Here is a 25834-nt window from a genome sequence, read left to right on the forward strand (position 1 = left end):
GGCTGCGCGCTACAGCAGCAGGGCGCCTTCGCGGCCGGCCAGCCGCACCAGGTGGCCGACGTCCAGGATCAGCGCCACCGAGCCGTCGCCCATCACTGTCGCACCCGACAGTCCCGGCACCTTGCGGAAATTGGTTTCCAGGCTCTTGACCACCACCTGCTGCTGGCCGACCAGTTCGTCCACCAGCAAGGCGGCGTCGCAGCCGTCGGTTTCCACGATCACGGCGATGCCGCCGCCCTGCGCCGACGGCACCCGGGGCGGGAACAGCCTGGCCAGCTGCAGCACCGGCAGGTAGTCGTCGCGCACCCGCAGCGTGTCGCCCTGCCCCGGCAGCGTGTGCAGATCGGCGGGATCGACGCTGCGCGATTCGGCGACGCAGGCCAGCGGCAGCACGTAGATCTCGCCGCCGACGGAAACCGTCATCGCTTCCATGATGGCCAGGGTCAGCGGCACGCTGACGGTCACGCGGGTGCCTTGCCCCGGCGTCGAGAACAGGTCGATCGTGCCGTTGAGCGACTGGATATTGCGCTTGACCACGTCCATGCCGACGCCGCGCCCCGACACGTCCGTCACCTCCTCCGCGGTGGAGAAGCCGGCCTCGAAGATCAGGGCCCACACCTCTTCGTCCGGCGCATCGGCGGGCACGGCCATGCCGCGCTCGGCGGCGCGGGCGCGGATGCGTTCCACGTCCAGCCCGCGGCCATCGTCGCTGACCTCGATCACGATGTTGCCGCCGCGCTGGCTGGCGCGCAGGTTGACCACGCCCACCGGCGGCTTGCCGGCCGCGATCCGCGCTTCGGGCGATTCCAGGCCGTGGTCGACGGCGTTGCGCACGAGGTGGGTCAGGGGGTCCGAGATCTTTTCGATCAGGCCGCGGTCCAGTTCCGTCCCCTCGCCGGACATCCGCACCTCCACCCGCTTGCCCAGCCGCAGCGCGAGTTCGCGCACCAGCCGCGGAAAGCGGGAAAAGACGTTGGAGATCGGCAGCATGCGGATCGCAAGCACCGCTTCCTGCAGGTTGCGGGTGTGGCGCGACAGGTCCGCCAGCCCGGTGTTGCCGCCATAGTGGCTGGCCGCGCCGGTTTCGGCCAGGGCGCCGTGGCGCGCCAGCATGGCTTCGGTGATCACGAGCTCGCCCACCAGGTTGACCAGCAGGTCGACCTTCTCGGTGGCGACCCGGATGAACGCGTCCGAGCCGCCGGCGTGCGCCTGCTGGTCTGCGCCGCGGCGCAGGCTGTCGGCGGCCGGCGACGGCGCCTCATGGTGGTCCGCCGGTTCGGCCGGCTCCCGCACCGCAACCGGGGCGCGCTGCGCCTTCAATTGTTCCGGCGTGACGAACAGGTCCACCGGCGTGGCGGCGTGCGCGGACGTCGGCTGGGCCGCTGCCTTCGGCGCCGCCGACAGCGACGGATCGGCCGCATGGCCGCGCCGCTTGAACTGCGCCGGATCGACGAAGAATTCGTCGCCGTCGACCACGGCGGCGGCCTGGGCCAGCACGGCAGCCGCCTCCGCCACCGGATCGGGCGCGCCATCGGACCGGGTCTCGATGGAGATCTGGTCGGGCGCCACCACCAGCGACAGCACGCTCTGCAGATCCGCCGCGGCCCCCTGCAGGCTGACGTCGAACCGCACGGAGCCGCCGGCGACGTTGTCGACCACGGTGTTCTCCACCACGCCCATCTCGCCCAGGCCTTGCAGCATCATGTCGAGTTCGGCGTCGTCAATCGGCTCGGCCAGCGGAGCCAGGCGAACCGTGAAGTTGCGCACCAGCTGGCCGGCCTGCATGCCCGGCGCGTCGGTCGACGGCAGGCGCACGCGCTCCAGCATCATGGCTTCGACCTGCGAGCTGTCCGGCGCCGCGCTCAGCAGCCCGCGGTGGTGCAGCACCTGCGATCGCACGGTGTCGCCGGCCTTGAGCATGGCGTCGATGTCGCCCTTGCCGATCGGCCGCTCGCCCTTGCGCAGCAGGTCGAGCAGGTTTTCCTGCAGGTGCGTCAGCGCCGCCATGTCGGTGCAGCCCAGCATGCCGGCGCTGCCCTTGATCGAGTGGACCGCGCGGAAGATCGCGTTGAGGTCGTCCGGCAGCGGCGCATCGGTGTCCAGCCGCAGCAGGATCGCCTCGACGTTGGCCAGGTGCTCCTGGGTCTCCTCGAAGAAGATCTCCCGGAACGTGTCGGCATCGCCGAGGGCGCTGGAAAGCTGCGACATCGATCTGCTCCCGCTCTAGATGAACTTGCCGACGATGTCGAGCATGCGTTGCGGATCGAAGGGCTTGGCCATCCAGCCGCTGGCGCCGGCATCGCGGCCCTTCTGCTTGAGTTCCGGGCTGACCTCGGTCGACAGCACGATCAGCGCCACCGGGTCGTAGTTCGGCAGCGAGCGCAGTTCGCGCACCAGCGTGACGCCATCCATGCGCGGCATGTTGTGGTCGGTCACGACCAGGTCGTAGACCCGCTCGCGGGCCAGCTCCAGCGCCTCGACGCCGTCGCCCGCCTCCGCGACTTCGTAGCCGGCGCCCTGCAGCACGGCGGCGACCATCTTGCGCATGGAACGCGTGTCGTCGACGACCAGAATCGATTTGCTCATTTTTTCTCACCTGTTGCGGTTTTCGTCTTGTCGCGTTTGCGGGTGCTGGGGATGAACTGCGCAATCGTTTCCAGCAGGCGGTTCTCGTCCAGGGGCTTGGTCAGATATTCGTCGCAGCCCGCCAGCGAGCCGCGCAGCTTGTCGAACGGGGAGCTGCGGCTGGTCAGCATGACGACGGCAGTCTTCTTGATGGCCTGCTTGTTCGACTTGATCAGCTTGCAGACCTGGTAGCCGTCGATGCCGGGCAGCACCACGTCCAGGAACACGCACGCGTATTCGCGCGAGCCGGTCAGGCCCACCGCTTCCTCGCCGGTTTCGGCGTAGTCCACCTCGAAGCCGAAGGGTGCGAGCTTGGCCTTCATGAACATGCGGACCGTGGCGTTGTCGTCCACCACCAGCACCGCGTCGCCCAGCGCCCGGCGCTTGGACGCCTGGTCCGGGATCGAAGGTTCGGCCGAGGCCCTGGAGCCGAGCGCGCCGGCATTGCTGCGGCCCAGGGCCCCGGCATTGCTGCGGCCCAGCGGCAACGTGGAGTCTTCCACTGCCGCCAGCTCACCGCCGGGTTCGGCCGCCAGCGCGGTCGCCTCCAGCGCCTGCAGCAGCCGGGCCCATTGCACCGGACGGGCCAGCACCGTGTTGCGGGCGCCGGCGGGCGCGGTCCCCACCAGCACCGCCGGCAGGGCAGCCACCTTGCTCAGCGCCTGGAACTGCTTGGCAGCTTCCGGGTTGTCGATGTCGACCAGGTAGAGGTGGGGGCTGTCGCCTCCCGCCGTCGGGTCGTACTGGGCGAAGCCCGGGTCGCGCCTGGCGGCCAGCGCGAAAATGCTGGCCAGCATGGAGCGCTCGACCGGGTTGAACCCGATCACGTCCACTAGGAATTGGTCGTTCATGCTCACCTTTGTCACCTGCTTGCGAATGCGCCCATCGGCGCTGGATGCGCTGGCGCACCCGTTAGAAGTTCGATCTGGCCCAGGACCGCACGGCCGTCCTGCAACCGGTCATGGGGCTGCTTGCACAGCATCGCGTCCACCAGCGGCTGGAACCGCGCCAGCGCAGCCGGCAGCCGCGGCACCGGCGCCATCAGGTGCTGGGACAACACCTCCAGCAAGGTCTGCCCGGGAAAGGGCGGCCTGCCGCACAGCATTTCGAACAGCACGACCCCCAGGCTGTAGACGTCGGCCGCCGGGGCCACCGTGCCGAGCTGCGATCGCTCGGGCGCCGCATAGCGCGGCGTCCCCACCACCACGCCGGCGGGCGCCGCAGGCTCGGCCGCATCGCACGCGCGCGCGGTCCCGAAGTCCACCAGGACCACCTCGCCGGAGGTGCGCAGCATCAGGTTGGCCGGCTTGACGTCGCCATGGGCAAAGCCGCGCAGGTGCAGCGCGTCCAGCGCCAGCGCGGCCTGGCGCGCCAGCACGAGCGCCGCATCGGGCACCAGGCCGCCGGCGATCAGCCGGCCGACATCGCCGCCGCCCAGGTATTCCATCGCGATCGCGCAGTCGCCGTCGACCGCCAGCTGCTCGAACACCTTCACCACGTGCCGGCTCTGGATCGCCGCGGGGATGCCGAACTCGCGCGTGAACGCCGCCGCCCTCGCGGCCTTGTCCGCGTGGCCGGGCCGCAGCATCTTCAGGGCCACCTCGGCGCCATCGATGTCCTGCGCCAGGTAGACCGTTGCCAGCCGGCCCTCGCCCACCTTGCCCAGCAGGTGATAACCGGCCACGCACGGCAGGCCGCCCGTGCCTGCATGGGGACGCCGGCTGACGGCGTGGCCGCGGCGCGGGCGCCGGTGGTCGAGCAGCGTCGAGTGGTCGGGCGCGAAGGATTGCGTCATGTCAGATGCCCCGCTGCTGCAGGTCGTCGAGCAGGGCGCTGGCCGACGGATAGCGCTGGTCGCGGTCCTTGGCCATCATCCGCTCCAGCACGGGCTGCAGGTGCTCGTGCGGCGCCCCAAGCACCGGCACCGGATCGTTGACGTGCCTGGACAGCAGCTCCTGCGCGGTGTTGGCGTGATAGGGCTTGCGGCCGGTCAGCATTTCATAGGCCATCACGCCCAGGCTGTAGAGGTCGCAACGCGCGTCCACCGGCTGGCCGGTGGCCTGCTCGGGACTGAGGTAATACGGCGTGCCGACGATGTCGCCGTCGCCGGTGTCAGTGATCAGCATCGAGACCTGCTTGGCGACGCCGAAGTCGGCCAGCGCCAGGCTGCCGTCCTGGCGCAGCATCAGATTGTCTGGCTTGAGGTCGCGGTGCACGATGCCGACGGCGTGGATGGCGCCCAGGCCGGCAGCGGTCTGCTTGAGGTAATCGATCGCCGTGCGGGCGTCCAGCGGCCGCCGCAGCCGCGCCGCCAGGTCGCCGCTGGGGAAATACTCCATCGCGATGTAGGCATGGCCGAGCGAGAAGTCCTGGCGGAAGATGCGCGCGACGTTGGGGTGGCTCACCTGCTCGAGCAGGGCGAATTCCTGGATGAAGCGCTGCAGGCTGTCGTTGTTGGCGCTGGCGTCCATGCGCACCACCTTCAGCACCTGCGGCGGGCCGCCGTCGCCGGCCTCGGCCAGGAAGATCGACGCCATCCCGCCTTCCCCGATCTTGCGCAGCACCCGGTAGCCTTCCACCAGCAGGTGGCTGCCCGGATGGATCGCTGCCGCCGGGCTGGTCACCGACGCGCCGCCGGTGGAGCGCTTGCGCCACTGCTGGTTGGCGGCGATCGAATCGCGCAGCAGCTCGAACATGCGCGGCGGGGTCTGCGATCCGCGGCGCGGCACCAGGCCGGTCACCTCGACGATGTCGATGAACGATTCGTCGGGCAGGCCCAGCGAGCCGATGCGGCCCTTCTCGGCCCGGCCGGCCGCGGCCAGGCTGGTAGCGGCGGACGTGGCGATGCTCCAGTGCAGGTCGGTGGCCGTCACTTCAAGAAGGCGCGCGAGTTCCACCGCCTCGCCCACCGCTGTCACCATGCCCTTGGCGCCGTTGGCCCGGGGCGTCACGTCGGCGGCGCCCAGATGGACGCCCACCGCCAGCGTCAACGGGGGCAGCGAAGCCATGTCCGGCTGGGCCCCGATGCGGGTGGCCAGTTGCACCGCTTCGTGCACGGCCAGGATGGCGGCGTGCAGGCCGCGCTGGGCATGATCGGGTTTGCGCGCTTCCGGCGCGTTGGAGAACACCGCCAGGATCGAATCCGGCCGGCGCTGGGCGATCTCGCCGCCGAGCTTGACGACGGCGTCCGAGAGCATGTGGCGCACGTCGTTGACGAATGCGGTCAGTTCGGTGGCGGACATGGCCTGGCAGGCGGCCGCAAAGTTGTGCAGGCGCGCATACAGGAAGGTGGCGACGGTCGCCACCGGCCATTCGCTGCTGCGGCTTTCGCGCGATTCCATCGCCGACGGGCCGAAATCCGACACTGCCGCCGGGGCCTGGGTCGGAACGAATTCGGGCTGCGATTCGGCATCTTCGAAGGGCATGCCTGACGATATCGCAAAAACGCATTTGGTAACAAGTAGTTTCCGTTAGTTTCAATTAAAGGAAATGACGCCGTGCCAGAAAAGTCACGGCCCCTTGTGCCAAAAAACAAAAAAGCCGCCCGAAGGCGGCTTTCAGCCGGGCCGGAAGAATTACTTCTTGGCGGCGGATGCAGCGTCGGCTGCAGCCTTGGCAGCCGAGTCGGCCGAGCCAGCCGAAGCGTTGGCAGCGCCGGCGGCGTTGTTTGCCGAAGCGGCAGCGTTGTTGGCAGCGCCAGCGGCGGCAGCAGCGCCAGCGTCGGGAGCCGGTGCCGGTGCCGGCGGCACGACGACGGTGGTGGCGGGAGCCGGTGCGGGGGCGGGGGCCGGGGCTTCGGTCTTGCTGCAAGCGGCCAGGGCCACGGCTGCGAACAGGGTCGCCAGGACTAGCGAATTCTTCATTTCAGGTTTCCTTATGGAGTGAACAATTTCCGGAAATCGTCCGCATTGGCCGGGATGGCCGGATGGGACTGACCAAGGGACTCGAGCTCCTTGCTCAGCCTTCAATTATATGCCGCTTTTCTGCGCACCCGCACAAACCCTGATCTTTACAGACCCAGCGTCGTGGCGGCGAAGGACGGGCTGCTCTTGGCCAGCCATTCGTTCAGGCTCTCGCGCAACAGCAGGCGCCGCTCCGGCTCCGGCCCGGCGTAGCCGTTGCAGCGCTCCGGATCGAGCCGCTGCATGACCCACGCCGGGCTCCAGATCGCGCTGGGAAACTCCAGCGGATCGGCCGATCCGCAGGCGCGCGCCTCGATGATGTGGGACCAGCTGCGGCGCCAGCTGACGAAGCGCGCATGGCGCACGGCCAGCTCGTCGAAGCGGCAGGCCAGCAGCGTGCAGCGGCGCCCGGCGGCGGACCAGGCGCCCAGCGATTCGGCCACCGCGCGCTCGCCCAGCGGCCAGTCGGCGAAGTCCGGATCGCTGAGGATCAGTTCCCGCCAGCCCTCCTGCGCGGCCCGCGCCAGCGCATCGCGCACCAGCTGCTGGAAATCCACGCGGCCGGCGAACCGCCCCGCCGTCAGCGGCGCCTGTTTCTGGTCCTGGCCCTTGTCGTCATCCATTGCCGGCCTCCTGTTGCGGGTGCAGCCACCCCGCTTCGCACCAGTCGCGCAGGAGGTCGATCGCGCCCGCGCTGGCGCGCCCGACCTCCGCCGCGGACAGACTGCGCCGATCCGCCAGCCGCCGCATCAGCGTGGCGTCGCGCCCGCCGGCACGCCAGCTCTCGCCGTTGAGGAACACATGCTGGCCATCGTGCATCATGCGGCTGCGCCGGTCCAGCGCCACCGCCCCGAGCGAGCGCGGCGCCGCGGCCGTGTCAAACCAGACGTTGGGCTTGGGCTCGGTCAGGTACTCGCCCAGGGCCCGGTCCAGCGCCAGCGGATCCGCCAAGGCGGCGCGCACGGCATCGGCCGCGAACTGCTGCAGCCCGGCCGGTATCGCAGCCGGGTGATCCACCGCCGGGGCGCCGGCGTCGCGGTAAAGCGCCGTCCCGGCTTCGTCGTCGGCGTCCTCGGCCAGGCGCTGCAGCAACTCGCGTGCCAGCTCGCCGCGCCCCGGCGCGCGAAAGCCGATCGAATAGGTCTGGCATTCCCCCACGGCGGTGCCGTCATGGGCGTAGCGCGGCGGCAGGTAGAGCATGTCGCCCGGCTCCAGCAGGTACTCCTGCTGCGGCTGGAAATTCGCCAGAATCTTCAGCGGGACGCCCTCCTGCAGCTGCAGGTCCTGCTGCTTGCCGATGCGCCAGCGCCGCCGGCCCTGGGCCTGCAGCAGGAAGACGTCGTAGCTGTCGAAATGCGGGCCGACGCCGCCGCCGTCGCTGGCCCAGCTGATCATCAGGTCGTCGACGCGGGCGTCCGGGACGAAGCGGAACTGCGACAACAGCGCATGCGCCTTGTCCTCGTGCAGGTCCACGCCCTGCACCAGCAAGGACCAGTCGGCTTGCGTCAGCGGGGGCAGCGACCGGCGCGGCAGCGGGCCGCGCCGCATCGACCAGCTGCTCGCGTTGCGCACCACCAGCCGGGATTCCACCTCGTCGCGCGCGGCCAGCCCGAACAGCTCGGAGCGGCTCAGCAGCGGCTTGAGGCCCGGCACGGCGCCGCGCACCAGCAGCGGTTTCTTCTGCCAGTAGCGCTGCATGAACTGCTGCGGGCTCAGGCCGCCCAGGAGAGCGAGGGGTTGTGTGGTGGGCAGGGTCAAGGTGCGACAATTCTCCTATGGAAATCACACCCCAATGCGTGGTCGCACTGACCTGGACGCTCAAGGACACCCTTGGCGAAGTGCTGGACGAACTGGACGAGCCGGTGGAGTTCCTGGTCGGCGGCGCCGACCTGCTGGCGCGGATCGAGGAGGCCCTGCAGGGGCATGAAGCGGGCGACAAGCTGGACCTGCACCTCGAGCCCGAGGAAGCCTTCGGCGACTACAACGAGAACCTGGTGTTTCTGGAACCGCGGGAACTGTTCCCGACCGACCTGGAGGAAGGAATGACCTTTGAAGGCATTCCCGAAGGCGGAAGCAAGGACGCGCCGCGTGATGTGGTTTACACCGTGACGGAGATCTATCCCGAGCAGGTGGTGCTGGACGGCAACCATCCGCTGGCCGGCATTGCGATCCGGCTGGCGCTCAAGGTGGAAGCGGTCCGCGAGGCCACGGAAGCCGAGATCGGCCGGGGCAGCTGCGGCACCGGCTTTTTTACCGTGCAGCCGCAGGCTCCTGGGAGCGGGCTGCTGCACTGACCCGGCCGCCGCGGCGGCCGGGCCCTATCGCATTACGAACGGTACAGGACGTTGTTCTCGATGCGCACGCGGTCGCCCACGCGCAGGTCGCCGGTGGCTGACACGTCGTAGGAGCGCCACTGGCCGTTGTCGGTCTGCACGCTGATGCGGTACACGTTGCTGTTGTACGTGCCGTCACGGTTGCGGGCGATGTTGTTGCCCACCACTGCGCCGCCGACGGCGCCCAGAACGGTTGCAGCTGCGCGGCCGTTGCCGGCGCCGATGGTGTTGCCCAGGGCCGCGCCGACCACGCCGCCGATGATGGTGCCGGCCGTGCTGTTGCCGCGCGGCGCCGTGTTGGCCTGGATCACTTCGATGTTGGAGACACGGCCGAATTCGACCATGTTGCTGCTCACCGTCGCGTTCGGATAGGTGGAGGCGGGATAGGTGGCCGGATACGTCGTCGTCGTCGAGGTGGAGCTCACCGGGTAGTTGTTCGGGCCGTACGGATCAACGGTGCCGCAGGCAGCCAGGGTGGCGGCCAGCACGGTGACGGAAGCGATGGTAGCGAGTGTGCGCATATGAATCTCCTGATGATTGTTGAACCATGGTGACGCCATCGGGCCCACCCTGTCTGCCGATTGGAGACCGCCCACGGCCGGCCGCAGAGCGGCCAATGGCTCGCTTGTCTGTAGGAGTGCAGCCCGGCCCCCGTAGGAGGGCCCGGCTTTTCAGCCCTTGCCGGTGGACCCGTAGCCGCCCTCGCCGCGCTGGCTCAGCGGAAATTCGTCGACCACGTTGAACGTCGCCTGCACCACCGGCACGATCACCAGCTGAGCCAGCCGCTCCATCGGTTGCAGCGTGAAGGCGACGTCGCTGCGGTTCCAGGCGCTCACCATCAGCTGGCCCTGGTAGTCGCTGTCGATCAGTCCGACCAGGTTGCCCAGCACGATGCCGTGCTTGTGCCCCAGGCCCGAGCGCGGCAGGATCAGCGCCGCAAAACCGGGGTCCTTGATGTAGATCGCGATGCCGGTCGGCACCAGCCGCCAGCCGTTCGGCTCCAGCGTCAGCGGCTGGTCGATGCAGGCGCGCAGGTCCAGGCCGGCGCTGCCGGGCGTGGCATAGGAGGGCAACTGGTCCGCCATCCGCGGATCGAGCACTTTGAGGTCGATGTTCATGGGCTGGGAGTGCGGGAATCTGCGAACATGCGGCGGGCGATCTCCGCCACCAGGGTGCGGGCCAGCACCAGCTTGGAAGCGCGCGGCAACTCGCGCACCCCGTGCTCGTCCACCAGCAGCAGCTGGTTGTCGTCCAGCCCGAAGGTGAGCGGCCCGATGTTGCCGACCAGCAGCGGAATTCCCTTGCGGGCCCGCTTGGCCTGCGCGTGCGCCACCAGGTCGTGGCTTTCGGCGGCAAAGCCGACGCAGAACAGCGCGCCCTTGCGCGCGCGCTCGCCCTGCGCCACCGTCAGCAGGATGTCGGGGTTCTCGGTGAAACGCACCGTAGGCGCGGCGCCGGAGCCGTCCTTCTTGATCTTCTCGTCGCTGGTGTTCGCCGGCCGCCAGTCGGCCACCGCCGCGGTGGCGACGAACACGTCGGCGCGCGGCGTCTCGGCCAATGTGGCGTCCAGCATCTGGCGCGCCGACTGGACGTCCACCCGGGCGACACCGCGCGGCGTGGCCAGCGCCACCGGCCCGGCCACCAGCGTGACGTCGGCGCCGGCCTCGCGGGCCGCGCGCGCGATGGCGAAGCCCATCTTGCCGGACGAATGGTTGGTGATGCCGCGGATCGGGTCCATCGCCTCGAAGGTCGGCCCGGCGGTGATCAGGACGCGCTTGCCGGCCAGCACCTTCGGCTGGAAGAAGGCCACCACGTCCTGCAGCAGTTCGGCCGGCTCCAGCATGCGGCCGTCGCCGGTCTCGCCGCAGGCCTGGAAGCCCGAGCCCACGCCCAGGATGTGGGCGCCGTCGGCGCCCAGTTGCGCCATGTTGCGCTGGGTGGCCGGATGGGCCCACATCTCGCGGTTCATCGCCGGCGCCAGCAGCAGCGGCACCTTGTCGATCGGCCGCGCCAGGCACATCAGGCTCAGGAGTTCGTCGGCGCCGCCGTGCAGCAGCTTGGCCATGAAGTCGGCGCTGCAGGGCGCCACCAGGATCGCATCGGCGCCGCGCGAGAGGTTGATGTGCGGCATGTTGTTCGGCTCGCGCGCGTCCCACTGCGAGGTGTAGACCGGCCGGCCCGACAGCGCCTGCATGGTCACCGCCGTGATGAACTGCTCCGCCGCGTCGGTCATCACGACCTGGACCGTCGCCCCTTCCTTGATCAACGCCCGGCACAGTTCCGCCGACTTGTAGCAGGCGATGCCCCCCGACAGTCCCAGGACGATGTGCTTGCCGGCGAGGTCATTCATCCGCGCAATGTAGCAAATACGCAAAGCGGACAGCCAAAGCGGACAACCGGACGCAGAAAGCGCAGAAACGACGCAGAAGACGCAGAAATCAAAACCTTCAATGGGTCTTGAATCCTTCTGCGTCTTCTGCGTCCTTGCCCCGCTCCCGCTCCCCTTCGCCCCGCCGGTATAATTTCGCTTTACCACCTCCCGGAAGAGCCCCTTCCGACCTGACATGACCAAATTCGTCTTCGTCACCGGCGGTGTGGTGTCCTCCCTCGGCAAGGGAATCGCCTCAGCCTCCTTAGCTGCGATTCTCGAATCGCGGGGCCTCAAGATCACCCTCATCAAGCTCGATCCGTACATCAACGTCGATCCGGGCACCATGTCCCCCTTCCAGCACGGCGAGGTGTTCGTCACCGACGACGGCGCCGAGACCGACCTGGACCTGGGCCACTACGAGCGCTTCATCACCACCCGCATGGGCAAGGTGAACAACTTCACCACCGGCAAGATCTACCAGTCGGTGCTGGAGAAGGAACGCCGCGGCGACTACCTGGGCAAGACGGTGCAGGTGATCCCGCACATCACCAACGAGATCCAGGAATTCATCAAGCGCGGCGCCCACTACGGCCAGCCGGACGCCGCCGACGTGGCGATCGTGGAGATCGGCGGCACGGTCGGCGACATCGAGTCGCTGCCCTTCCTGGAGGCGGTGCGGCAGATGAGCCTGCGCATGGGCCCCAACAACACCGCCTTCGTCCATCTGACCTACGTGCCGTGGATCGCGGCCGCCGGCGAGCTCAAGACCAAGCCGACCCAGCACACGGTGCAGAAGCTGCGCGAGATCGGCATCCAGGCCGACGCCCTGCTGTGCCGCGCCGACCGCGCGATCCCGGAGGACGAGCGGGCCAAGATCTCGCTGTTCACCAACGTGCCCGAGTGGGGCGTGATCTCGATGTGGGACGTGAACACCATCTACAAGGTGCCGCGCATGCTGCACGAGCAGGGCCTGGACGGGCTGATCTGCGACAAGCTGCGGCTGAACACGCCGCCGGCCAACCTCAAGCGCTGGGACGCGCTGGTGCACGAGACGGAAAACCCGCAGGGCGAAGTGACGATCGCGATGGTCGGCAAGTACGTGGACCTGTCGGACAGCTACAAGTCGCTCAACGAGGCGCTGCGCCACGCCGGCATGAAGAACCACGTGCGGGTCAAGATCGACTACGTGGATTCGGAAACCATCACGCCCGAGAGCGTCGAGCAGCTGGCCAAGTACGACGCGGTGCTGGTGCCGGGCGGCTTCGGCAAGCGCGGCATCGAAGGCAAGATCGGCGCCGCCCGCTTCGCCCGCGAGCACAAGGTGCCCTACCTGGGCATCTGCCTGGGCATGCAGGTGGCCACCATCGAATACGCGCGCGACGTCGCCGGCCTCAAGGATGCGAACAGCACCGAGTTCGAACCCGCCACGCCGCACCCGGTGATCGCCCTGATCACCGAATGGAAGGACAGCGACGGCACCATCAAGACCCGCGACCACACGTCGGACCTGGGCGGCACGATGCGGCTGGGCGCGCAGAGCTCGGACGTGATGCCGGGCACGCTGGCGCACAAGATCTACGGCGACGTGGTCAACGAGCGGCACCGCCACCGCTACGAGGCCAACGTGAATTACCTGGACCAGCTGCGCAAGTCCGGCCTGGTGATTTCCGCGCTGACGCAGCGCGAGCACCTCACCGAGATCGTGGAGCTGCCGCAGGACGTGCACCCCTGGTTCATGGGCGTGCAGTTCCACCCGGAATTCAAGTCGACCCCGTGGGACGGCCACCCGCTGTTCAACTCCTTCATCAAGGCGGCGGTGGAGCACCAGGCCGACCGCGAGGCCGGCACCGCCCCCGTGACGCAGGCCGCCAAGCCGCTGAAGGTCGTGGCATGAAGCTGTGCGGGTTCGAGATCGGCCTGAACCAGCCGTTCTTCCTGATCGCCGGCCCCTGCGTGGTGGAGTCGGAGCAGCTGCAGATGGACACGGCCGGCGCGCTCAAGGAAATCACCTCCGCGCTCGGCATCCCCTTCATCTTCAAGAGCAGCTACGACAAGGCCAACCGCTCCTCGGGCACCAGCTTCCGCGGCCCCGGCATGCAGCGCGGGCTGGAGATCCTGGCCAAGGTGAAGAAAGACCTGGGCCTGCCGATCCTCACCGACGTGCACGGCGAGAACGAGATCGCCGCAGTGGCGAAGGTCGCCGACGTGCTGCAGACCCCCGCCTTCCTGTGCCGCCAGACCGATTTCATCCGCGCCGTCGCCCAGTCCGGCCGGCCGGTGAACATCAAGAAGGGCCAGTTCCTGGCGCCGCACGACATGAAGAACGTGATCGACAAGGCGCGCGCCGCAGCCAGGGAAAAGGGCCTGCCGGAAGACAGCTTCATGGCCTGCGAGCGCGGCGCCAGCTTCGGCTACAACAACCTGGTGTCGGACATGCGCTCGCTGGCGATCATGCGCGAGACCGGCGCGCCGGTGGTGTTCGACGCCACCCATTCGGTGCAGCTGCCGGGCGGCCAGGGGACCAGTTCGGGCGGCCAGCGCGAGATGGTGCCGGTGCTGGCGCGCGCCGCGGTGGCTGTCGGCATCGCCGGCCTGTTCATGGAAACCCATCCCGATCCGGCCAAGGCGATGTCGGACGGCCCCAACGCCGTCCCGCTCAAGCACATGAAGGCGCTGCTGGAAACGCTGCTGGCGCTGGACCGGGTGACCAAGAAGAACGGCTACCTGGAAGACAACTTCAACGCCTGAAGGGGAAACGTCATGAGCAGTGCCTACATCCTTGCCGACGTGGACGTGAAGAATCCGCAGGCCTACGAAGAGTACAAGCGCCTGTCCAGCATCGCGATGAAGGCGCACGGCGCCGAGGTCTGCGTGCGCGGCGGCAAGGTCGAGGTGCTGGAAGGCGACTGGAGCCCGGCCCGCGCGGTGCTGCTCAAGTTCCCCTCGGTCGAACAGGCCCGCAAGTTCTACGACTCCACCGAATACGCCGCCGCCCGCCGGGCGCGCGAAGGCATCGCCGTGATGCGGATGGTGCTGATCGAAGGCGTTTGAGGCTGCCGTTGAAAGCCCTTGTCCTGGCGTTGCTGCTGGCCGCGGGCGCGGTCCATGCGCAGTCGCAGCGCTGGTCGGCGATCGACTATTACTACAAGCCGGAGGCGCTCGGCTCGCTGGACGGCCGCATCTTTTCGCTGGAAAGCCTGCGCGCCGGCCAGCCGCGGCCGGCCGGCGTGCTGCACTTCGTCCATGGCGAGTACGGCGAGTCCGCCTTCTCCGAAGCATCCACCTGGCCGGTCGGCGAATACACCGGGCTGGACGGCAAGGAGCCGGCCGACGAGAAGCAGCACGGCGCGGGCGAGTGCAGCGCGTTCCAGGTGGAAGCCGGCAAGGGCCTGGACGTGGGCAGCGCCGGCTGGGTGATGAAGACCGGCTGTGCGCCGTTGTCGGACGATCCGGCCCATCGCTTCGTCAACATGCAGGCCAACGTCGCCTGGGCGGCGGACCAGATGCCGCGCCCGTGGCAGACCCCGGCCTCGCGCTTCGGCATGGAATTCAGCCTCAAGATCCCGAGCGCGAAGATGCTGGCCGGTGCCAAGGGCTATGCGACGGCCCAGCTCCAGATCCACGACGGCGACGGCCACTTCTTCTGGATGCAGCCGACGCTGTTCCTGGCCGGCTTTGCGCCCGGCGCGCAAAGCCGGGATTCGACCGGCCTGGACCAGAACATCCCCTACATCAATCCCGTGTACCGCAGCCGCGGCCGCTACCTGTCCAAGTTCGACAATCCGGTGACGCACCAGGTCAGCCATGTCACGGCCAGCCGGCCCTGGGCGCAATGGCATTGGTATGCTTTCACGGTTTCCAGCGCCCAGCTGCTGGCGGCGGTGACGGACCTGAACGCGAAGGGCGGCAAGTATTCCACCGACCTGTCCGGCTACGGCATCAGCCTGATCGGCGTGCAGACCGAGATCAACCGCCAGGCGGTGGCGCCGGGCAAGACCCCCGAAGGCTGGATCGGCGTCGGGCTGAAGCAGCTGTACGCATATCGTTTGTATTAACCGGAGCTTGAATGAGCGCAATCGTTGACATCGTCGGCCGCGAAATCCTGGACTCGCGCGGCAATCCCACCGTCGAATGCGACGTGCTGCTGGAATCGGGAACCATGGGCCGCGCGGCCGTGCCCTCGGGCGCCTCCACCGGCTCGCGCGAGGCGATCGAGCTGCGCGACGGCGACAAGGGCCGCTACCTGGGCAAGGGCGTGCTCAAGGCGGTGGAGCACGTCAACACCGAGATCTCCGAAGCGGTGCTGGGCCTGGACGCCTCCGAGCAGGCCTTCCTGGACAAGACGCTGATCGACCTGGACGGAACCGAGAACAAGGGCCGGCTGGGCGCCAACGCGATGCTGGCCGTCTCGATGGCGGTGGCGCGCGCCGCCGCCGAGGAATCGGGGCTGCCGCTGTACCGCTACTTCGGCGGCATGGGCGGCATGCAGATGCCGGTGCCGATGATGAACGTGGTCAACGGCGGCGCCCACGCCAACAACAACCTGGACCTGCAGGAGCTGATGATCATCCCGGTCGGCGCGCCGAGCTTTCGCGAAGCGGTGCGCTATGGCGCCGAGGTGTTCCACGCGCTCAAGAAGATCATCAACGACAAGGGCATGAGCGTGGCAGTCGGCGACGAGGGCGGGTTCGCCCCCAACGTGGCCAACCACGAGGCCGCGATCCAGATGATCCTGGAGGCGATCGAGAAGGCCGGCTACCGGCCCGGCGAGCAGATCGCCCTGGGCCTGGACTGCGCCGCCAGCGAGTTCTACAAGGACGGCCGCTACGGGCTGGAGGCCGAAGGCCTGTCGCTGGGCGCCGGCGAGTGGACCGACATGCTGGCCGGCTGGGTCGGCAAGTACCCCATCATCAGCATCGAGGACGGCATGGCCGAGGGGGACTGGGACGGCTGGAAGGTGCTGACCGAGCGGCTGGGACGGCAGGTGCAGCTGGTGGGCGACGACCTGTTCGTCACCAACACCAGGATCCTGAAGGAAGGCATCGAGAAGAAGATCGCCAATTCGATCCTGATCAAGATCAACCAGATCGGCACGCTGACCGAGACCTTCGCCGCCATCGAGATGGCCAAGCGTGCCGGCTACACCGCCGTCATCAGCCACCGCTCGGGGGAGACCGAGGACAGCACCATCGCCGACATCGCGGTGGGCAGCAACGCCGGCCAGATCAAGACCGGCTCGCTGTCGCGCTCGGACCGGATGGCCAAGTACAACCAGCTGCTGCGGATCGAGGAAGACCTGGGCGACGTCGCGTCGTATCCGGGCCGCTCGGCCTTCTACAACCTGCGCTGAACCGCCCGCCCGCGCACCAATGGCCAACCGCATCGTTCCGGCCCTGCTGATCGCGCTGCTGGCGGTGGTGCATGGGCAGCTGTGGTTCGGCCGCGGCAGCGTGGGCAACGTCGCCTCGCTGCAGCACCGGCTGGAGGAGCAGAAGCTGCGCAACGCGCAGGCGCAGCAGGCCAACGAGCGGCTGGCCTCCGAGGTGCGCGACCTCCGGGAAGGGCTGGACATGGTGGAGGAAAAGGCGCGCAGCGAGCTGGGCATGGTCAAGCCCAACGAGATCTTCGTCCAGGTCGCCAAGTAGCCCGGGCCGCCCGCCGATGAAGATCGCGCTGCTCGGCGCCGAGAGCACCGGCAAGACCCGGCTGGCGGGCGAACTCGCAGCCAGGCTGCGCGCGCAGGGCAAGTCGGTGGCCGTGGTCCCCGAAGTGCTGCGCGACTGGTGCCAGCGCGAGGGCCGCGAGCCGCGGCCCGAGGAACAGCTGCCGATCGCGCGCGAGCAGGAGCGGCTCGTCACGCAGGCGGCGCACGGCGCGGACGTGGCCATCGCCGACACCACGGCGCTGATGGTGGCGATCTACAGCGGCATGCTGTTCGAGGACGGCGAGCTCTATCGCTATGCCCTGGAGCGGCAGCGCCGTTACGACCTCACCCTGGTCACCGGCCTGGACCTGCCCTGGGTCGCGGACGGCCTGCAGCGCCAGGGGCCGCAGGTGCGCGAGCAGGTGGATGCGCTGGTGCGCCAGGCGCTGGCCGCTGCCGGCGTTCCCTATCGCGTGGTGTACGGGCAGGGCGAGCAGCGGGTCGCCAACGCGCTGGCCGCCATCGATTCGGCCACGCCTACCCCTGCGGGCCCTGCCGGCCGGCCATGGACCTGGGTGTGCGACAAGTGCAGCGACCCGCAGTGCGAACTGCGGCTGTTCACGGCGATCGCGACCGGGCTGCCGGACGCGGTGGCCAGGACGTAAGATGCCGCCACCATGAAACTGGGCTGCATCGCGGACGACTTCACCGGCGCCACCGACCTGGCCAACAATCTGGTGCGCGCCGGCATGCGGGTGACGCAGGCCATCGGCGTGCCGGCAGCGGCGGCGCAGGCGGACGCCGATGCGGTGGTGGTGGCGCTCAAGTCGCGCACCATCGCGCCGGCGCAGGCGATCGAGCAATCGCTGGCCGCCCTCCACTGGCTGCGGGCCAACGGCGCGCGGCAGATCTATTTCAAGTACTGCTCCACCTTCGACAGCACGCCCCGGGGCAACATCGGGCCGGTGACCGAGGCGCTGATGGACGCGTTGGGCACCGACTTCACGATCGCGACGCCGGCCTTCCCGGACAACAAGCGCACCGTGTTCAAGGGCCACCTGTTCGTCGGCGAGCTGCTGCTCAATGAATCGGGCATGCAGGACCACCCGCTCACGCCGATGCACGACCCCAACCTGGTGCGCGTGCTGCAGGCCCAGTGCCGGCGCAAGGTCGGCCTGATCGACCACCGCACCGTGGCCGACAGCGCCGACGCCATCGCGCGCCGGATCGCCGAACTCAGGGCGCAGGGCGTGGGCATCGCCATCGTCGACGCCGTCTCCAACGACGACCTGCTGCGCCTGGGACCGGCGCTGAAGGGCATGGCGCTGGTGACGGCCGGCTCCGGCGTCGCCATCGGCCTGCCGGCCAACTTCGGCATCGAACCCTCGTCGCGCGCCAGCCAGTTGCCGCCGCCGGCCGGACTGCAGGCGGTGGTGTCGGGCAGCTGCTCGCTGGCCACCAACCAGCAGGTGCAGGAATTCATCCGCTCGGGCCGGCCCGCGCTGGCCGTCGACCCGCTGCGCATCGCCGCCGGAGAAGACGTCGCCGGGCAGGCGCTGGCCTGGGCCGCGCCCCTGCTGGCCGGCGGGCCGGTGCTGGTCTATTCGACGGCGCAGCCGGCAGCCGTCGCCGCGATCCAGGGCCGGCTGGGCACCGACCAGTCCGGCGCGATGGTGGAGCGCACCATCGCCGCGATCGCCGCCGGCCTGGTGCGGCTGGGCGTGCGCCAGCTGGTGGTGGCGGGCGGCGAAACCTCGGGCGCCTGCGTGCAGGCGCTGGGCGTGGCGCAGCTGCAGATCGGCCCGCAGATCGACCCCGGCGTGCCCTGGTGCCACGCGCTCACCCCGGACGGCCAGGGCCTGCACATCGCGCTGAAGTCCGGCAACTTCGGCACGCCGGATTTCTTCGCCAAGGCCTTCGGAATGCTGCAATGAACGAAGCGCAGGCGCGCGACGAGATCTGCCGGGTCGGCCGCAGCCTGTTCGAGCGCGGCTACGTGCACGCCACCGCCGGCAACATCAGCTGCCGGCTGGACGACGGCTCGGTCCTGATCACGCCCACCGACGCCTGCCTGGGCTTGCTCGACCCCGCGCGCCTGTCGCATGTCGATGCGCAGGGCGCCCAGCTGGCGGGCGACCGCCCGAGCAAGACATTGGTGCTGCATGCGCGCATCGTGGCTGCGGCGTCGCCGTATGACGCCGGCACCCGCTGCGTGCTGCACACGCACAGCACGCATTGCGTCGCGCTCAGCCTCGCCTCGCAGCAGCCGGAACTGCTGGCGCCGGTCACGCCCTATTTCGTGATGAAGGTCGGCCATGTGCCGCACGTTCCGTACCACCGACCGGGCGCGCCGGCGGCGGCCGAGGCGGTGGCCAGGCTGATCGCGCAATACGGCGACGCCGGCACGCCGATCCGCGCCGTGATGCTGAACCGCCTGGGGCCGGTGGTCTGGCACGACAGCCCGGCGTCCGCGATGGCGGTGCTGGAGGAACTGGAGGAGACGGCCCGCCTGGTCACCCTGGCCCGCGCGCCGCTGCAGCCGCTGGACGCGGCCGCCATCGAGGAACTGCGCGCCACCTTCGCGGCGCGCTGGTGAAGCCCCGGCGCTATTGAACCGTCGGCGTCGCCGGCGGCTGGGCGTCCGGCGCGGTGAAGAGCTGGGCCGAATCGACCGCATCGAAGCGGTACTGCTTGCCGCAGAAGTCGCAGCCCACCTCGATCTCGCCGCGTTCGGCCACGATGCCGTCCGCCTCCTCGCGCCCGAGGCTGCGGATCATGTTGCCGACCCGCTCGCGGCTGCAGGTGCAGGCGAAGTGCGGCACCTGCGGCTCGAAGCGAAGCACCTTTTCCTCCCAGAACAGGCGGGTGAGGACGGTGTCCACGTCCAGCTCCAGCAGCTCCTCGCGCTTGAGGCTGGCCGCCAGGATCGAGATCCGGTTGTAGTCCTCGTTCAGGCCGATCTCGTCCTCGTTGGCCTTGCTGACCATCGAGCCGGCGAGGTTGCCTTCGCCCTTGACCGGCAACCGCTGGATGATCAGGCCGGCCGCGACCTTGTCGTCGGCCGCCAGGATCAGGGTGGTGTCCAGCTGCTCGGACTGCAGCATGTAGTGCTCCAGCACCTGGCTGAGCTTATCCAGCTTCTCGCCGTGGTCGCCGTGCAGCGGCACCACGCCCTGGTAAGGCTGCTGGCCGGGAAAGCGGTCCTTGGGGTCGAGCGTGATGGCGCAGCGGCCCTTGTTGTGGACGTTGACCAGCTCGGGCAGCCGCGCCTGCGGCGCCAGCGCGCCCACCACCTTGGCCGTCACCCGCAGCGCGAGGTCGTGCTGCACTTCGGCCACCGCCACCTTCACCGGGCCGTCGCCGTAGATCTGCAGCACCAGCGCGCCGTTGAACTTGATGTTGGACTGCATCAGCGCGCCGGCCGCCGCCATCTCGCCGAGCAGCTCGCGCACCGCCTGCGGCCACTCGCCGCCGTCGGTGTTGGCCTTGCGGCGGGCCAGGATCTCGGTCCAGGCGTCGGTCAGGCGCACGATCGCGCCGCGCACCGGCAGGCCGTCGAACAGGAACTTGTGCAGCTCGGACATCAGCCGATCTTCTTCAGGCCGCGGCGATAGCGCTCGCCGTTCTCGACGTAATGGGCGGCGATGTAGCCCAGCATCGCCAGGCCCTTCTCGTCCAGCGTGCGCACCACCCTGGCCGGGCTGCCCAGGATCAGCGAGTTGTCGGGGAACTCCTTGCCCTCGGTGACCACGCTGCCGGCGCCGACGATGCAGTTGCGGCCGATCTTCGCGTTGTTCAGGACCACCGCCTGGATGCCGATCAGGCTGCCGTCGCCGATGGTGCAGCCATGCAGCATCACCTGGTGGCCGACGCTGACGTTGTCGCCCAGCGTCAGCGGCACGCCGGCGTCGGAGTGCAGCACCGACAGGTCCTGGACGTTGCTGTTGCGGCCGATGCGGATCGTCTCGTTGTCGCCGCGCACCACCACGCCGAACCAGACGCTGGCGTTCTCGCCCAGTTCCACGTTGCCGATCACCTGCGCGCTGTCGGCGACCCAGGCGCCGGCGCCGAGCGTCGGCGCCTTGCCGTCGAGTTCATAGAGGGCCATGAAGATGTTTCCGTAATTGACGCAACCTAGAATTGTAGGGATGCAGCTTCATCGCCGGGCGACCACGGCTTCCAACTCCCTCGCGGCCGCCGCAGCGCCCGCCATGGCGCCAGCCCGATGCCGCTAGCGTTCGCCGTCCCGGCCGCCTCGGGCGTCAACCTGGCCACCTGGTCGGTCGCCGCCGTCGCCACCGCCGGCGTCATCCTGCGGCCCTGGCGGGTGCCCGAGGCCGTCTGGGCGCTGGCCGGCGCGGTGCTGCTGGTGCTGGCCGGCCTGCTGCCCTGGGCCGATGCGGCGCGCGCCGTCGGCAAGGGTAACGACGTCTACCTGTTCCTGGGCGGGATGATGGTGCTGGCCGAACTGGCGCGGCGCGAAGGCCTGTTCGACTACGTGGCGGCGCGGGCAGTGCAGCGGGCCGACGGCAGCGCCGGGCGGCTGTTCGCCCTGGTCTATGGCGTCGGCGTGCTGGTGACGGTCTTCATGTCCAACGACGCGACCGCCGTGGTGCTGACCCCGGCGGTGTATGCCGCCGCCAAGAAGGCCGGCGTCAAGCCCCTGCCCTACCTGTTCGCCTGCGCGCTGGTGGCCAATGCGGCCAGCTTCGTGCTGCCGATCTCCAATCCGGCCAACCTGGTGGTGTTCGGCGACCGGCTGCCGGCGCTGCTGCCCTGGCTGGCGCAATTCATCGCGCCCTCGCTGGCGGCCATCGCGGGCACCTATTTCACGCTGCGGCTGCTGCACGCCGGCGACCTGGCCGGCACGGTGCATGGCGACATCGATGTGCCCCCGCTCACGGCCACCGGCAAGCTGGCCTTTGCCGGCATCGGCGCGGTGGCGCTGGCGCTGCTGGCGGCGTCCGCGGCCGGCTGGCCGCTGGGCTGGCCGACGCTGGTGGCATCGGGCGCCGCCGCCGCCGCCGTGCTGGTGCGCAAGCGCGAGTCGCCCTGGGTGCTGCTGCGCGAAGTGTCGTGGAGCGTGCTGCTGCTGGTGGCCGCGCTGTTCGTGCTGGTGGAGGCGCTTGCCGCCACCGGCGTGGTGCAGACGCTGAGCGCGGCGCTGCAATCGGCGGTCGCGGCGGCGCCGCGCGAATCGGCCTGGGGCGCGGGCATCGCGGTGGCGGTGCTGTGCAACCTGATGAACAACCTGCCGGCCGGGCTGGTGGCCGGCTCGGTGGTGGCGGCGGCCGACGTTCCCACTTTCGCGCGCAGCGCCATCGCGGTGGGCATCGACCTGGGGCCCAACCTGTCGGTGACCGGCTCGCTGGCGACCATCCTGTGGCTGATCGCGATCCGGCGCGAAGGCGAGAACGTTTCCGCGATGCACTTCCTGCGGGTCGGCGCCATCGTGATGCCGGTCAGCCTGCTGCTGGCGCTGGGCGCGCTGATGCTGCAGAACGCCTTCTGATGCGGACGGCACGGCAATGACGGCCCCGGAACTGCGCCGCCTCGCACTGCAGGCCCTGTGCACGGCGGACCCGCAGCAAAAGGTCGCCGCCGCGCAGGCCGCGGCGCAGCAGGCGGTGCAATTGCCGGTGGCTGCCGCCGCGCCGCTGCCGTCGGCGCCGGTGCCGGGACGCCCGGCGCGGCCGGCGCTGATCCATCCTTCCAAGGTGCCGCGGCGCTCGCCCTTCTCGCCCGAGGGCCTGGCGGCCCTGCTGCACGCCATCGCCCACATCGAGTTCAACGCGATCAACCTGGCGCTGGACGCGGCCTGGCGCTTCGACGCCATGCCGCGCGAGTACTACCTGGACTGGATGAAGGTGGCCGGCGAAGAGGCCCATCACTTCAGCCTGCTGCGCGAGCACCTGCAGTCCCTGGGCATGGACTACGGCGAGCTGCCGGCCCACGACAACCTGTGGTCGATGTGCGAGCGAACCAGCGACGACGTGCTCGGGCGCATGGCGCTGGTGCCGCGCACGCTGGAGGCGCGCGGGCTCGACGCCACGCCGCAGATCCAGGACAAGCTGCGCAAGGTCGGCAGCGCCGCGGCGCTGCGCGCGGTGGACATCCTGGAGATCATCCTGCGCGACGAGATCGGCCATGTCGCGATCGGCAACCGCTGGTACCGCTGGCTGTGCGATCGGGACGGACTCGACCCGGTGGCGCACTACCGCGTGCTGGCCGATCGCTACGACGCGCCGAAGCTCCATCCGCCCTTCAACGACGCCGCCCGTCGGAAAGCGGGATTTACTGACACGGAGCTGGCACGGTTGCTGATGTAGGGCGCGCCGCTTTGCGTCCACGATGACCCCGGCGATACGTTTGGCAACGCTCTTCACGAGCGGGAGGTGCGCGCCGCGCACCGGCCGGACGTTGTATATCCATCTCGTTCAAAAACGTTGGGAATCGACTCATGAAGAAATATCTGCGCAATTACGTCACGTCCGCTCTGTTCCTGCTGCCTGCAGCCATGGTGCTGGTCGCTGCCCCTGCCTCGGTGATGGCCCAGCCGGCCAGCCCGGAAGTGCAGTCGCTCGACGCCAACGCCGATGCCGGCCTGCAACCCGGCTCCATGCTGCGCTTTCGCCTGATCGGAACGCCCAGGGTCCAGGCCGCCGTGCGCATCGAGGGCCTGCGTGCCGCAGTGCCGTTGCGCGAGATGGCGCCCGGCGTCTACGTCGGCCGCTACACGCTCAAGCGCACCGACCGCGTCTCTCCCAACAGCAACGTGCGCGCCACGCTCAAGCGCGGCAACCGCATCAGCGTGGAAACCTTCACGATGGCGGAAGTCCTGAACGGCCAGTCGCCGGTGGCAGTCACCCCGCCGCCGGCGCCGCCCGTGGCCGTCGTGCCGGCGCTGCGCATCGAGCGCTTCGGCATGATGCCGGTGGAGCGCGTCGAGCCCGGCGCCGAACTGCAGTTCGCCGTGGAAGGCATGCCCGGATCGACCGTGTCGGTGGATATGCCCGGCGTGGAGCGCGACCTGCACCTGCGCGAAACGCGGCCCGGCCACTATGAAGGCAGCTACACCATCCGCCGCGCCGACAACATCAACCCGAACCGCCCGTTCGTGGCCACGCTGCGCAACGGCGACCGCGTCGTCACCTCCAGCCTGGCGATGCCGGCGGCCCACCCGGGCGCCGACAACCGCCCGGCCGGCGAGATGCGCCCGCCGATGGGCGAAGCGCGGCCCACCGCCGGCGACAACCGGCCGCCGTCGGTGTATGACTTCTCCCCGCGCGACGGCGACGTCGTGCCGGCCGGCGCGCCGGTGCGGATCGCGGCCCGCTTCGGCGACCACGGCGGCAGCGGCATCGACCCGGACAGCGTGCAGATCAGCGTGTCCGGCCGCAACGTCACGCGCGAAGCGCAGGTCAACCGCGAGTCGTTCAACTTCGTCGGCGCGCTGCCGCCGGGACGCCACACCGTGGACGTGACCATGCGCGACATGGCCGGCAACATGGTGCGCCAGGGCTGGAGCTTCGACGTCGCGCGCTGATCGGAGAACCGGATGAAACACCCCATGCGCAATTACCTGGCTTCGGCCTTCCTGCTGCTGCCGGCCGCGGCCAGCCTGGTGGCGCTGCCCGCCACCGCCATCGCCCAGCCGGCGCCGGAAGTGCGCTCGCTCAGCGCCCAGGCCGACGGACCGCTGGTGCCCGGCACCCTGGTCACCTTCACGCTGGAAGGCTCGCCGCGCGGCCAGGCCCGCGTGCACGTCCGCGGCCTGCGCGACGCAGTCGAACTGCAGGAGACGCAGCGCGGCGTCTACGTCGGCTCCTACACGGTCAGACGCGGCGACCAGGTGGAACGCAATGCACCCGTCCGCGCCACGCTGGAGCGCGACGACCGGGTGGCGGCCGCCAACTTCGGGCTGGCCGACCTGCTGCCCGTGCCGCGCCCGCTGCCGCCGCCGCGCGTCGCCGATCTGCGCATCGAGCGCTTCGGCATGGCGCCGGTGGAGCGCATCGAACCGGGCGTGGACCTGCGCTTCGCGCTGGAAGGAACGCCCGGCGCCGCCGTGGTGGTGGACCTGCCCGGCGTGGCCAACGACCTGGCCCTGCGCGAAGTGCGGCCGGGCGTCTACGAGGGCGGCTACACCGTGCGCCGCTCGGACAATTTCGACCCCAGGCGCCCGATCATGGCCACGCTGCGGATCGGCGACCGGATGGCCACCGCCAACCTGGCGATGCCCGCCACCCGCGCCGAGTTCGACCGCCAGCCGCCGCAGGTGTCCAACCTCAGCCCGCGCGACGGCGAGCAGATCCGCGTCGGCCCGCCGCTGCAGATCGGCGCCAGCTTCGACGACGGCCGCGGCAGCGGCGTCGACCCGGCCAGCGTGCAGATCCTGCTGTCCGGCCGCAACGTGACACGCGACGCCCAGATCACGCGCCAGGGCTTCAGCCTGCGCGCGGCCCTGCCGCCGGGGCGCCACACGGTGGACGTGACGGCGCGCGACATGGCCGGCAACACGGTGCGCAAGGCCTGGAACTTCGAGGTGACGGGCGGCATCGTCGCCAATCCGCCGGTGGTGGTCGTGCCGCCGGTCGTGGTGGCGCCGCCCCCGCGCATCGTGGTGCCGGCCGGTCCTGCCAGCCTGGCGGTGCAGATCGTCAACCAGTATCCCAACACCGAGATCGGACCCGACCCGGTGCTGATCAAGGGCCGCACGGCGCCCGGCGCGATGGTGCAGGTGACGGTGCGGGCGTTGCCGCCGCCGGCGCCCGCGGTCGGCCAGGAACGGATCGTCTATGCGCAGACGCTGCAGGCCGACGGCGAAGGCATCTTCTCGTTCACCATGGTGCCCGGCACGCCTTATCCGGGCGAGCGCTACGAGTTCTTCATGGTGGCCCGGCGCGGCGCCCAGGCGCAGGAAAGCCGCTTCTCGCTGACCCAGCGCGGGAGCTGAGGC

27 protein-coding genes are annotated in these 25834 nt (G+C 69.7%); 14 read left to right on the top strand and 13 right to left on the bottom strand.

From position 1 onward, the window contains the following. Positions 1-9 precede the first annotated feature (9 nt). The 8 genes from ACFPOE_RS09820 to ACFPOE_RS09855 all read right to left on the bottom strand — a co-directional run bounded on the left by ACFPOE_RS09820 (position 10) and on the right by ACFPOE_RS09855 (position 8279). Entirely contained in the window at positions 10-2208 is a 2199-nt protein-coding gene (locus ACFPOE_RS09820; protein WP_376849903.1) for a chemotaxis protein CheA, read from the bottom strand. A 15-nt stretch (positions 2209-2223) separates the two neighbouring features. Next, the gene (locus ACFPOE_RS09825) at positions 2224-2586 is read right to left on the bottom strand and encodes a response regulator (RefSeq protein ID WP_376849904.1); all 363 of its coding nucleotides are present in this window, start codon (positions 2584-2586) and stop codon (positions 2224-2226) included. Beyond that, on the bottom strand, positions 2583-3476 hold the full coding sequence (locus ACFPOE_RS09830) for a response regulator (RefSeq protein WP_376849905.1): 894 nt from the start codon (positions 3474-3476) through the stop codon (positions 2583-2585). Before ACFPOE_RS09830 ends, ACFPOE_RS09825 begins: the two co-directional genes overlap by 4 nt. Before the next feature lie 11 nt (positions 3477-3487). Beyond that, positions 3488-4420, bottom strand: coding sequence for a serine/threonine-protein kinase (locus ACFPOE_RS09835; RefSeq protein ID WP_376849906.1), 933 nt, complete (start codon positions 4418-4420; stop codon positions 3488-3490). A gap of 1 nt (position 4421) precedes the next feature. Further along, positions 4422-6050 (bottom strand): protein kinase domain-containing protein, encoded by a 1629-nt coding sequence (locus ACFPOE_RS09840; protein WP_376849907.1) that lies wholly within the window; start codon positions 6048-6050, stop codon positions 4422-4424. A gap of 150 nt (positions 6051-6200) precedes the next feature. Next, on the bottom strand, positions 6201-6488 hold the full coding sequence (locus ACFPOE_RS09845; RefSeq protein WP_376849908.1) for a hypothetical protein: 288 nt from the start codon (positions 6486-6488) through the stop codon (positions 6201-6203). Between the two features lie 146 nt (positions 6489-6634). After that, positions 6635-7150: a hypothetical protein gene (locus tag ACFPOE_RS09850; RefSeq protein WP_376849909.1), complete on the bottom strand. Its 516-nt coding sequence runs from the start codon at positions 7148-7150 to the stop codon at positions 6635-6637. Then, complete coding sequence (locus tag ACFPOE_RS09855) at positions 7143-8279, bottom strand: JmjC domain-containing protein (RefSeq protein ID WP_376850632.1); 1137 nt, start codon at positions 8277-8279, stop codon at positions 7143-7145. Before ACFPOE_RS09855 ends, ACFPOE_RS09850 begins: the two co-directional genes overlap by 8 nt. Positions 8280-8302: 23 nt before the next feature. Between ACFPOE_RS09855 and ACFPOE_RS09860 the strand changes: the two genes are divergently transcribed. Then, positions 8303-8821 carry an FKBP-type peptidyl-prolyl cis-trans isomerase gene (locus ACFPOE_RS09860; RefSeq protein ID WP_376849910.1) on the top strand — a complete coding sequence of 173 codons (519 nt, stop codon included), beginning with the start codon at positions 8303-8305 and terminating at the stop codon, positions 8819-8821. A 32-nt stretch (positions 8822-8853) separates the two neighbouring features. Here ACFPOE_RS09860 and ACFPOE_RS09865 read toward each other — a convergent pair whose 3' ends face one another. From ACFPOE_RS09865 to coaBC, 3 genes are all read right to left on the bottom strand, one after another. Beyond that, the gene (locus ACFPOE_RS09865) at positions 8854-9381 is read right to left on the bottom strand and encodes an outer membrane lipoprotein (protein WP_376849911.1); all 528 of its coding nucleotides are present in this window, start codon (positions 9379-9381) and stop codon (positions 8854-8856) included. 150 nt (positions 9382-9531) lie between these two features. After that, entirely contained in the window at positions 9532-9978 is a 447-nt protein-coding gene (dut, locus tag ACFPOE_RS09870; protein ID WP_376849912.1) for a dUTP diphosphatase, read from the bottom strand. Next, positions 9975-11210, bottom strand: a complete 1236-nt coding sequence (gene coaBC, locus ACFPOE_RS09875; RefSeq protein WP_376849913.1) for a bifunctional phosphopantothenoylcysteine decarboxylase/phosphopantothenate--cysteine ligase CoaBC — start codon at positions 11208-11210, stop codon at positions 9975-9977. The genes dut and coaBC overlap by 4 nt, the downstream gene beginning before the upstream one ends. Before the next feature lie 214 nt (positions 11211-11424). On the opposite strand from coaBC, the gene ACFPOE_RS09880 reads away from it, so the two are divergent. The 9 genes from ACFPOE_RS09880 to ACFPOE_RS09920 are packed head-to-tail and all read left to right on the top strand — an operon-like array spanning position 11425 to position 19471. Next, positions 11425-13125 carry a CTP synthase gene (locus tag ACFPOE_RS09880; RefSeq protein WP_376849914.1) on the top strand — a complete coding sequence of 567 codons (1701 nt, stop codon included), beginning with the start codon at positions 11425-11427 and terminating at the stop codon, positions 13123-13125. Then, positions 13122-13979 (top strand): 3-deoxy-8-phosphooctulonate synthase, encoded by an 858-nt coding sequence (gene kdsA, locus ACFPOE_RS09885; protein WP_376849915.1) that lies wholly within the window; start codon positions 13122-13124, stop codon positions 13977-13979. Before ACFPOE_RS09880 ends, kdsA begins: the two co-directional genes overlap by 4 nt. Positions 13980-13991: 12 nt before the next feature. Continuing rightward, complete coding sequence (locus ACFPOE_RS09890) at positions 13992-14282, top strand: DUF1330 domain-containing protein (RefSeq protein ID WP_376849916.1); 291 nt, start codon at positions 13992-13994, stop codon at positions 14280-14282. Between the two features lie 8 nt (positions 14283-14290). Then, entirely contained in the window at positions 14291-15286 is a 996-nt protein-coding gene (locus tag ACFPOE_RS09895) for a hypothetical protein (protein WP_376849917.1), read from the top strand. Between the two features lie 11 nt (positions 15287-15297). Further along, positions 15298-16581, top strand: coding sequence for a phosphopyruvate hydratase (eno, locus tag ACFPOE_RS09900; RefSeq protein ID WP_376849918.1), 1284 nt, complete (start codon positions 15298-15300; stop codon positions 16579-16581). Positions 16582-16600: 19 nt separating this feature from the next. Continuing rightward, a complete protein-coding gene (locus ACFPOE_RS09905; RefSeq protein WP_376849919.1) occupies positions 16601-16876 on the top strand; it encodes a septum formation initiator family protein in 276 nt (91 codons plus the stop codon). 16 nt (positions 16877-16892) lie between these two features. Further along, positions 16893-17540 (top strand): AAA family ATPase, encoded by a 648-nt coding sequence (locus tag ACFPOE_RS09910; protein ID WP_376849920.1) that lies wholly within the window; start codon positions 16893-16895, stop codon positions 17538-17540. 12 nt (positions 17541-17552) lie between these two features. After that, entirely contained in the window at positions 17553-18809 is a 1257-nt protein-coding gene (gene otnK, locus ACFPOE_RS09915) for a 3-oxo-tetronate kinase (protein ID WP_376849921.1), read from the top strand. Continuing rightward, a complete protein-coding gene (locus ACFPOE_RS09920; protein ID WP_376849922.1) occupies positions 18806-19471 on the top strand; it encodes a class II aldolase/adducin family protein in 666 nt (221 codons plus the stop codon). Before otnK ends, ACFPOE_RS09920 begins: the two co-directional genes overlap by 4 nt. 10 nt (positions 19472-19481) lie before the next feature. Here ACFPOE_RS09920 and hslO read toward each other — a convergent pair whose 3' ends face one another. After that, positions 19482-20459 (bottom strand): Hsp33 family molecular chaperone HslO, encoded by a 978-nt coding sequence (hslO, locus tag ACFPOE_RS09925; protein ID WP_376849923.1) that lies wholly within the window; start codon positions 20457-20459, stop codon positions 19482-19484. Further along, complete coding sequence (locus ACFPOE_RS09930) at positions 20459-20983, bottom strand: gamma carbonic anhydrase family protein (protein ID WP_376849924.1); 525 nt, start codon at positions 20981-20983, stop codon at positions 20459-20461. Before ACFPOE_RS09930 ends, hslO begins: the two co-directional genes overlap by 1 nt. Before the next feature lie 117 nt (positions 20984-21100). Here ACFPOE_RS09930 and ACFPOE_RS09935 point away from each other — a divergent pair, with 117 nt between their 5' ends. The 4 genes from ACFPOE_RS09935 (at position 21101) to ACFPOE_RS09950 (ending at position 25831) form a co-directional block, all read left to right on the top strand. Further along, positions 21101-22387, top strand: coding sequence for an SLC13 family permease (locus tag ACFPOE_RS09935; protein WP_376849925.1), 1287 nt, complete (start codon positions 21101-21103; stop codon positions 22385-22387). 16 nt (positions 22388-22403) lie between these two features. Beyond that, complete coding sequence (locus ACFPOE_RS09940; RefSeq protein ID WP_376849926.1) at positions 22404-23204, top strand: ferritin-like domain-containing protein; 801 nt, start codon at positions 22404-22406, stop codon at positions 23202-23204. A 131-nt stretch (positions 23205-23335) separates the two neighbouring features. Beyond that, on the top strand, positions 23336-24421 hold the full coding sequence (locus ACFPOE_RS09945; protein ID WP_376849927.1) for an Ig-like domain-containing protein: 1086 nt from the start codon (positions 23336-23338) through the stop codon (positions 24419-24421). A 12-nt stretch (positions 24422-24433) separates the two neighbouring features. Further along, positions 24434-25831 carry an Ig-like domain-containing protein gene (locus ACFPOE_RS09950; RefSeq protein ID WP_376849928.1) on the top strand — a complete coding sequence of 466 codons (1398 nt, stop codon included), beginning with the start codon at positions 24434-24436 and terminating at the stop codon, positions 25829-25831. Positions 25832-25834: the final 3 nt, after the last annotated feature.

It is taken from the genome of Caenimonas terrae, assembly GCF_042655405.1.
In the GTDB taxonomy this organism is placed as follows: Bacteria; Pseudomonadota; Gammaproteobacteria; order Burkholderiales; family Burkholderiaceae_C; genus Ramlibacter; species Ramlibacter terrae_A.

Bases quoted from the DNA above. Each gene is read 5' to 3' on its own strand.
- ACFPOE_RS09820 (WP_376849903.1), bottom strand. From the start codon at position 2,208: ATGTCGCAGCTTTCCAGCGCCCTCGGCGATGCCGACACGTTCCGGGAG.
- ACFPOE_RS09825 (WP_376849904.1), bottom strand. From the start codon at position 2,586: ATGAGCAAATCGATTCTGGTCGTCGACGACACGCGTTCCATGCGCAAG.
- ACFPOE_RS09830 (WP_376849905.1), bottom strand. From the start codon at position 3,476: ATGAACGACCAATTCCTAGTGGACGTGATCGGGTTCAACCCGGTCGAG.
- ACFPOE_RS09835 (WP_376849906.1), bottom strand. From the start codon at position 4,420: ATGACGCAATCCTTCGCGCCCGACCACTCGACGCTGCTCGACCACCGG.
- ACFPOE_RS09840 (WP_376849907.1), bottom strand. From the start codon at position 6,050: ATGCCCTTCGAAGATGCCGAATCGCAGCCCGAATTCGTTCCGACCCAG.
- ACFPOE_RS09845 (WP_376849908.1), bottom strand. From the start codon at position 6,488: ATGAAGAATTCGCTAGTCCTGGCGACCCTGTTCGCAGCCGTGGCCCTG.
- ACFPOE_RS09850 (WP_376849909.1), bottom strand. From the start codon at position 7,150: ATGGATGACGACAAGGGCCAGGACCAGAAACAGGCGCCGCTGACGGCG.
- ACFPOE_RS09860 (WP_376849910.1), top strand. From the start codon at position 8,303: ATGGAAATCACACCCCAATGCGTGGTCGCACTGACCTGGACGCTCAAG.
- ACFPOE_RS09865 (WP_376849911.1), bottom strand. From the start codon at position 9,381: ATGCGCACACTCGCTACCATCGCTTCCGTCACCGTGCTGGCCGCCACC.
- dut (WP_376849912.1), bottom strand. From the start codon at position 9,978: ATGAACATCGACCTCAAAGTGCTCGATCCGCGGATGGCGGACCAGTTG.
- coaBC (WP_376849913.1), bottom strand. From the start codon at position 11,210: ATGAATGACCTCGCCGGCAAGCACATCGTCCTGGGACTGTCGGGGGGC.
- ACFPOE_RS09880 (WP_376849914.1), top strand. From the start codon at position 11,425: ATGACCAAATTCGTCTTCGTCACCGGCGGTGTGGTGTCCTCCCTCGGC.
- kdsA (WP_376849915.1), top strand. From the start codon at position 13,122: ATGAAGCTGTGCGGGTTCGAGATCGGCCTGAACCAGCCGTTCTTCCTG.
- ACFPOE_RS09890 (WP_376849916.1), top strand. From the start codon at position 13,992: ATGAGCAGTGCCTACATCCTTGCCGACGTGGACGTGAAGAATCCGCAG.
- eno (WP_376849918.1), top strand. From the start codon at position 15,298: ATGAGCGCAATCGTTGACATCGTCGGCCGCGAAATCCTGGACTCGCGC.
- ACFPOE_RS09905 (WP_376849919.1), top strand. From the start codon at position 16,601: ATGGCCAACCGCATCGTTCCGGCCCTGCTGATCGCGCTGCTGGCGGTG.
- ACFPOE_RS09910 (WP_376849920.1), top strand. From the start codon at position 16,893: ATGAAGATCGCGCTGCTCGGCGCCGAGAGCACCGGCAAGACCCGGCTG.
- otnK (WP_376849921.1), top strand. From the start codon at position 17,553: ATGAAACTGGGCTGCATCGCGGACGACTTCACCGGCGCCACCGACCTG.
- ACFPOE_RS09920 (WP_376849922.1), top strand. From the start codon at position 18,806: ATGAACGAAGCGCAGGCGCGCGACGAGATCTGCCGGGTCGGCCGCAGC.
- hslO (WP_376849923.1), bottom strand. From the start codon at position 20,459: ATGTCCGAGCTGCACAAGTTCCTGTTCGACGGCCTGCCGGTGCGCGGC.
- ACFPOE_RS09930 (WP_376849924.1), bottom strand. From the start codon at position 20,983: ATGGCCCTCTATGAACTCGACGGCAAGGCGCCGACGCTCGGCGCCGGC.
- ACFPOE_RS09935 (WP_376849925.1), top strand. From the start codon at position 21,101: ATGCCGCTAGCGTTCGCCGTCCCGGCCGCCTCGGGCGTCAACCTGGCC.
- ACFPOE_RS09940 (WP_376849926.1), top strand. From the start codon at position 22,404: ATGACGGCCCCGGAACTGCGCCGCCTCGCACTGCAGGCCCTGTGCACG.
- ACFPOE_RS09945 (WP_376849927.1), top strand. From the start codon at position 23,336: ATGAAGAAATATCTGCGCAATTACGTCACGTCCGCTCTGTTCCTGCTG.
- ACFPOE_RS09950 (WP_376849928.1), top strand. From the start codon at position 24,434: ATGAAACACCCCATGCGCAATTACCTGGCTTCGGCCTTCCTGCTGCTG.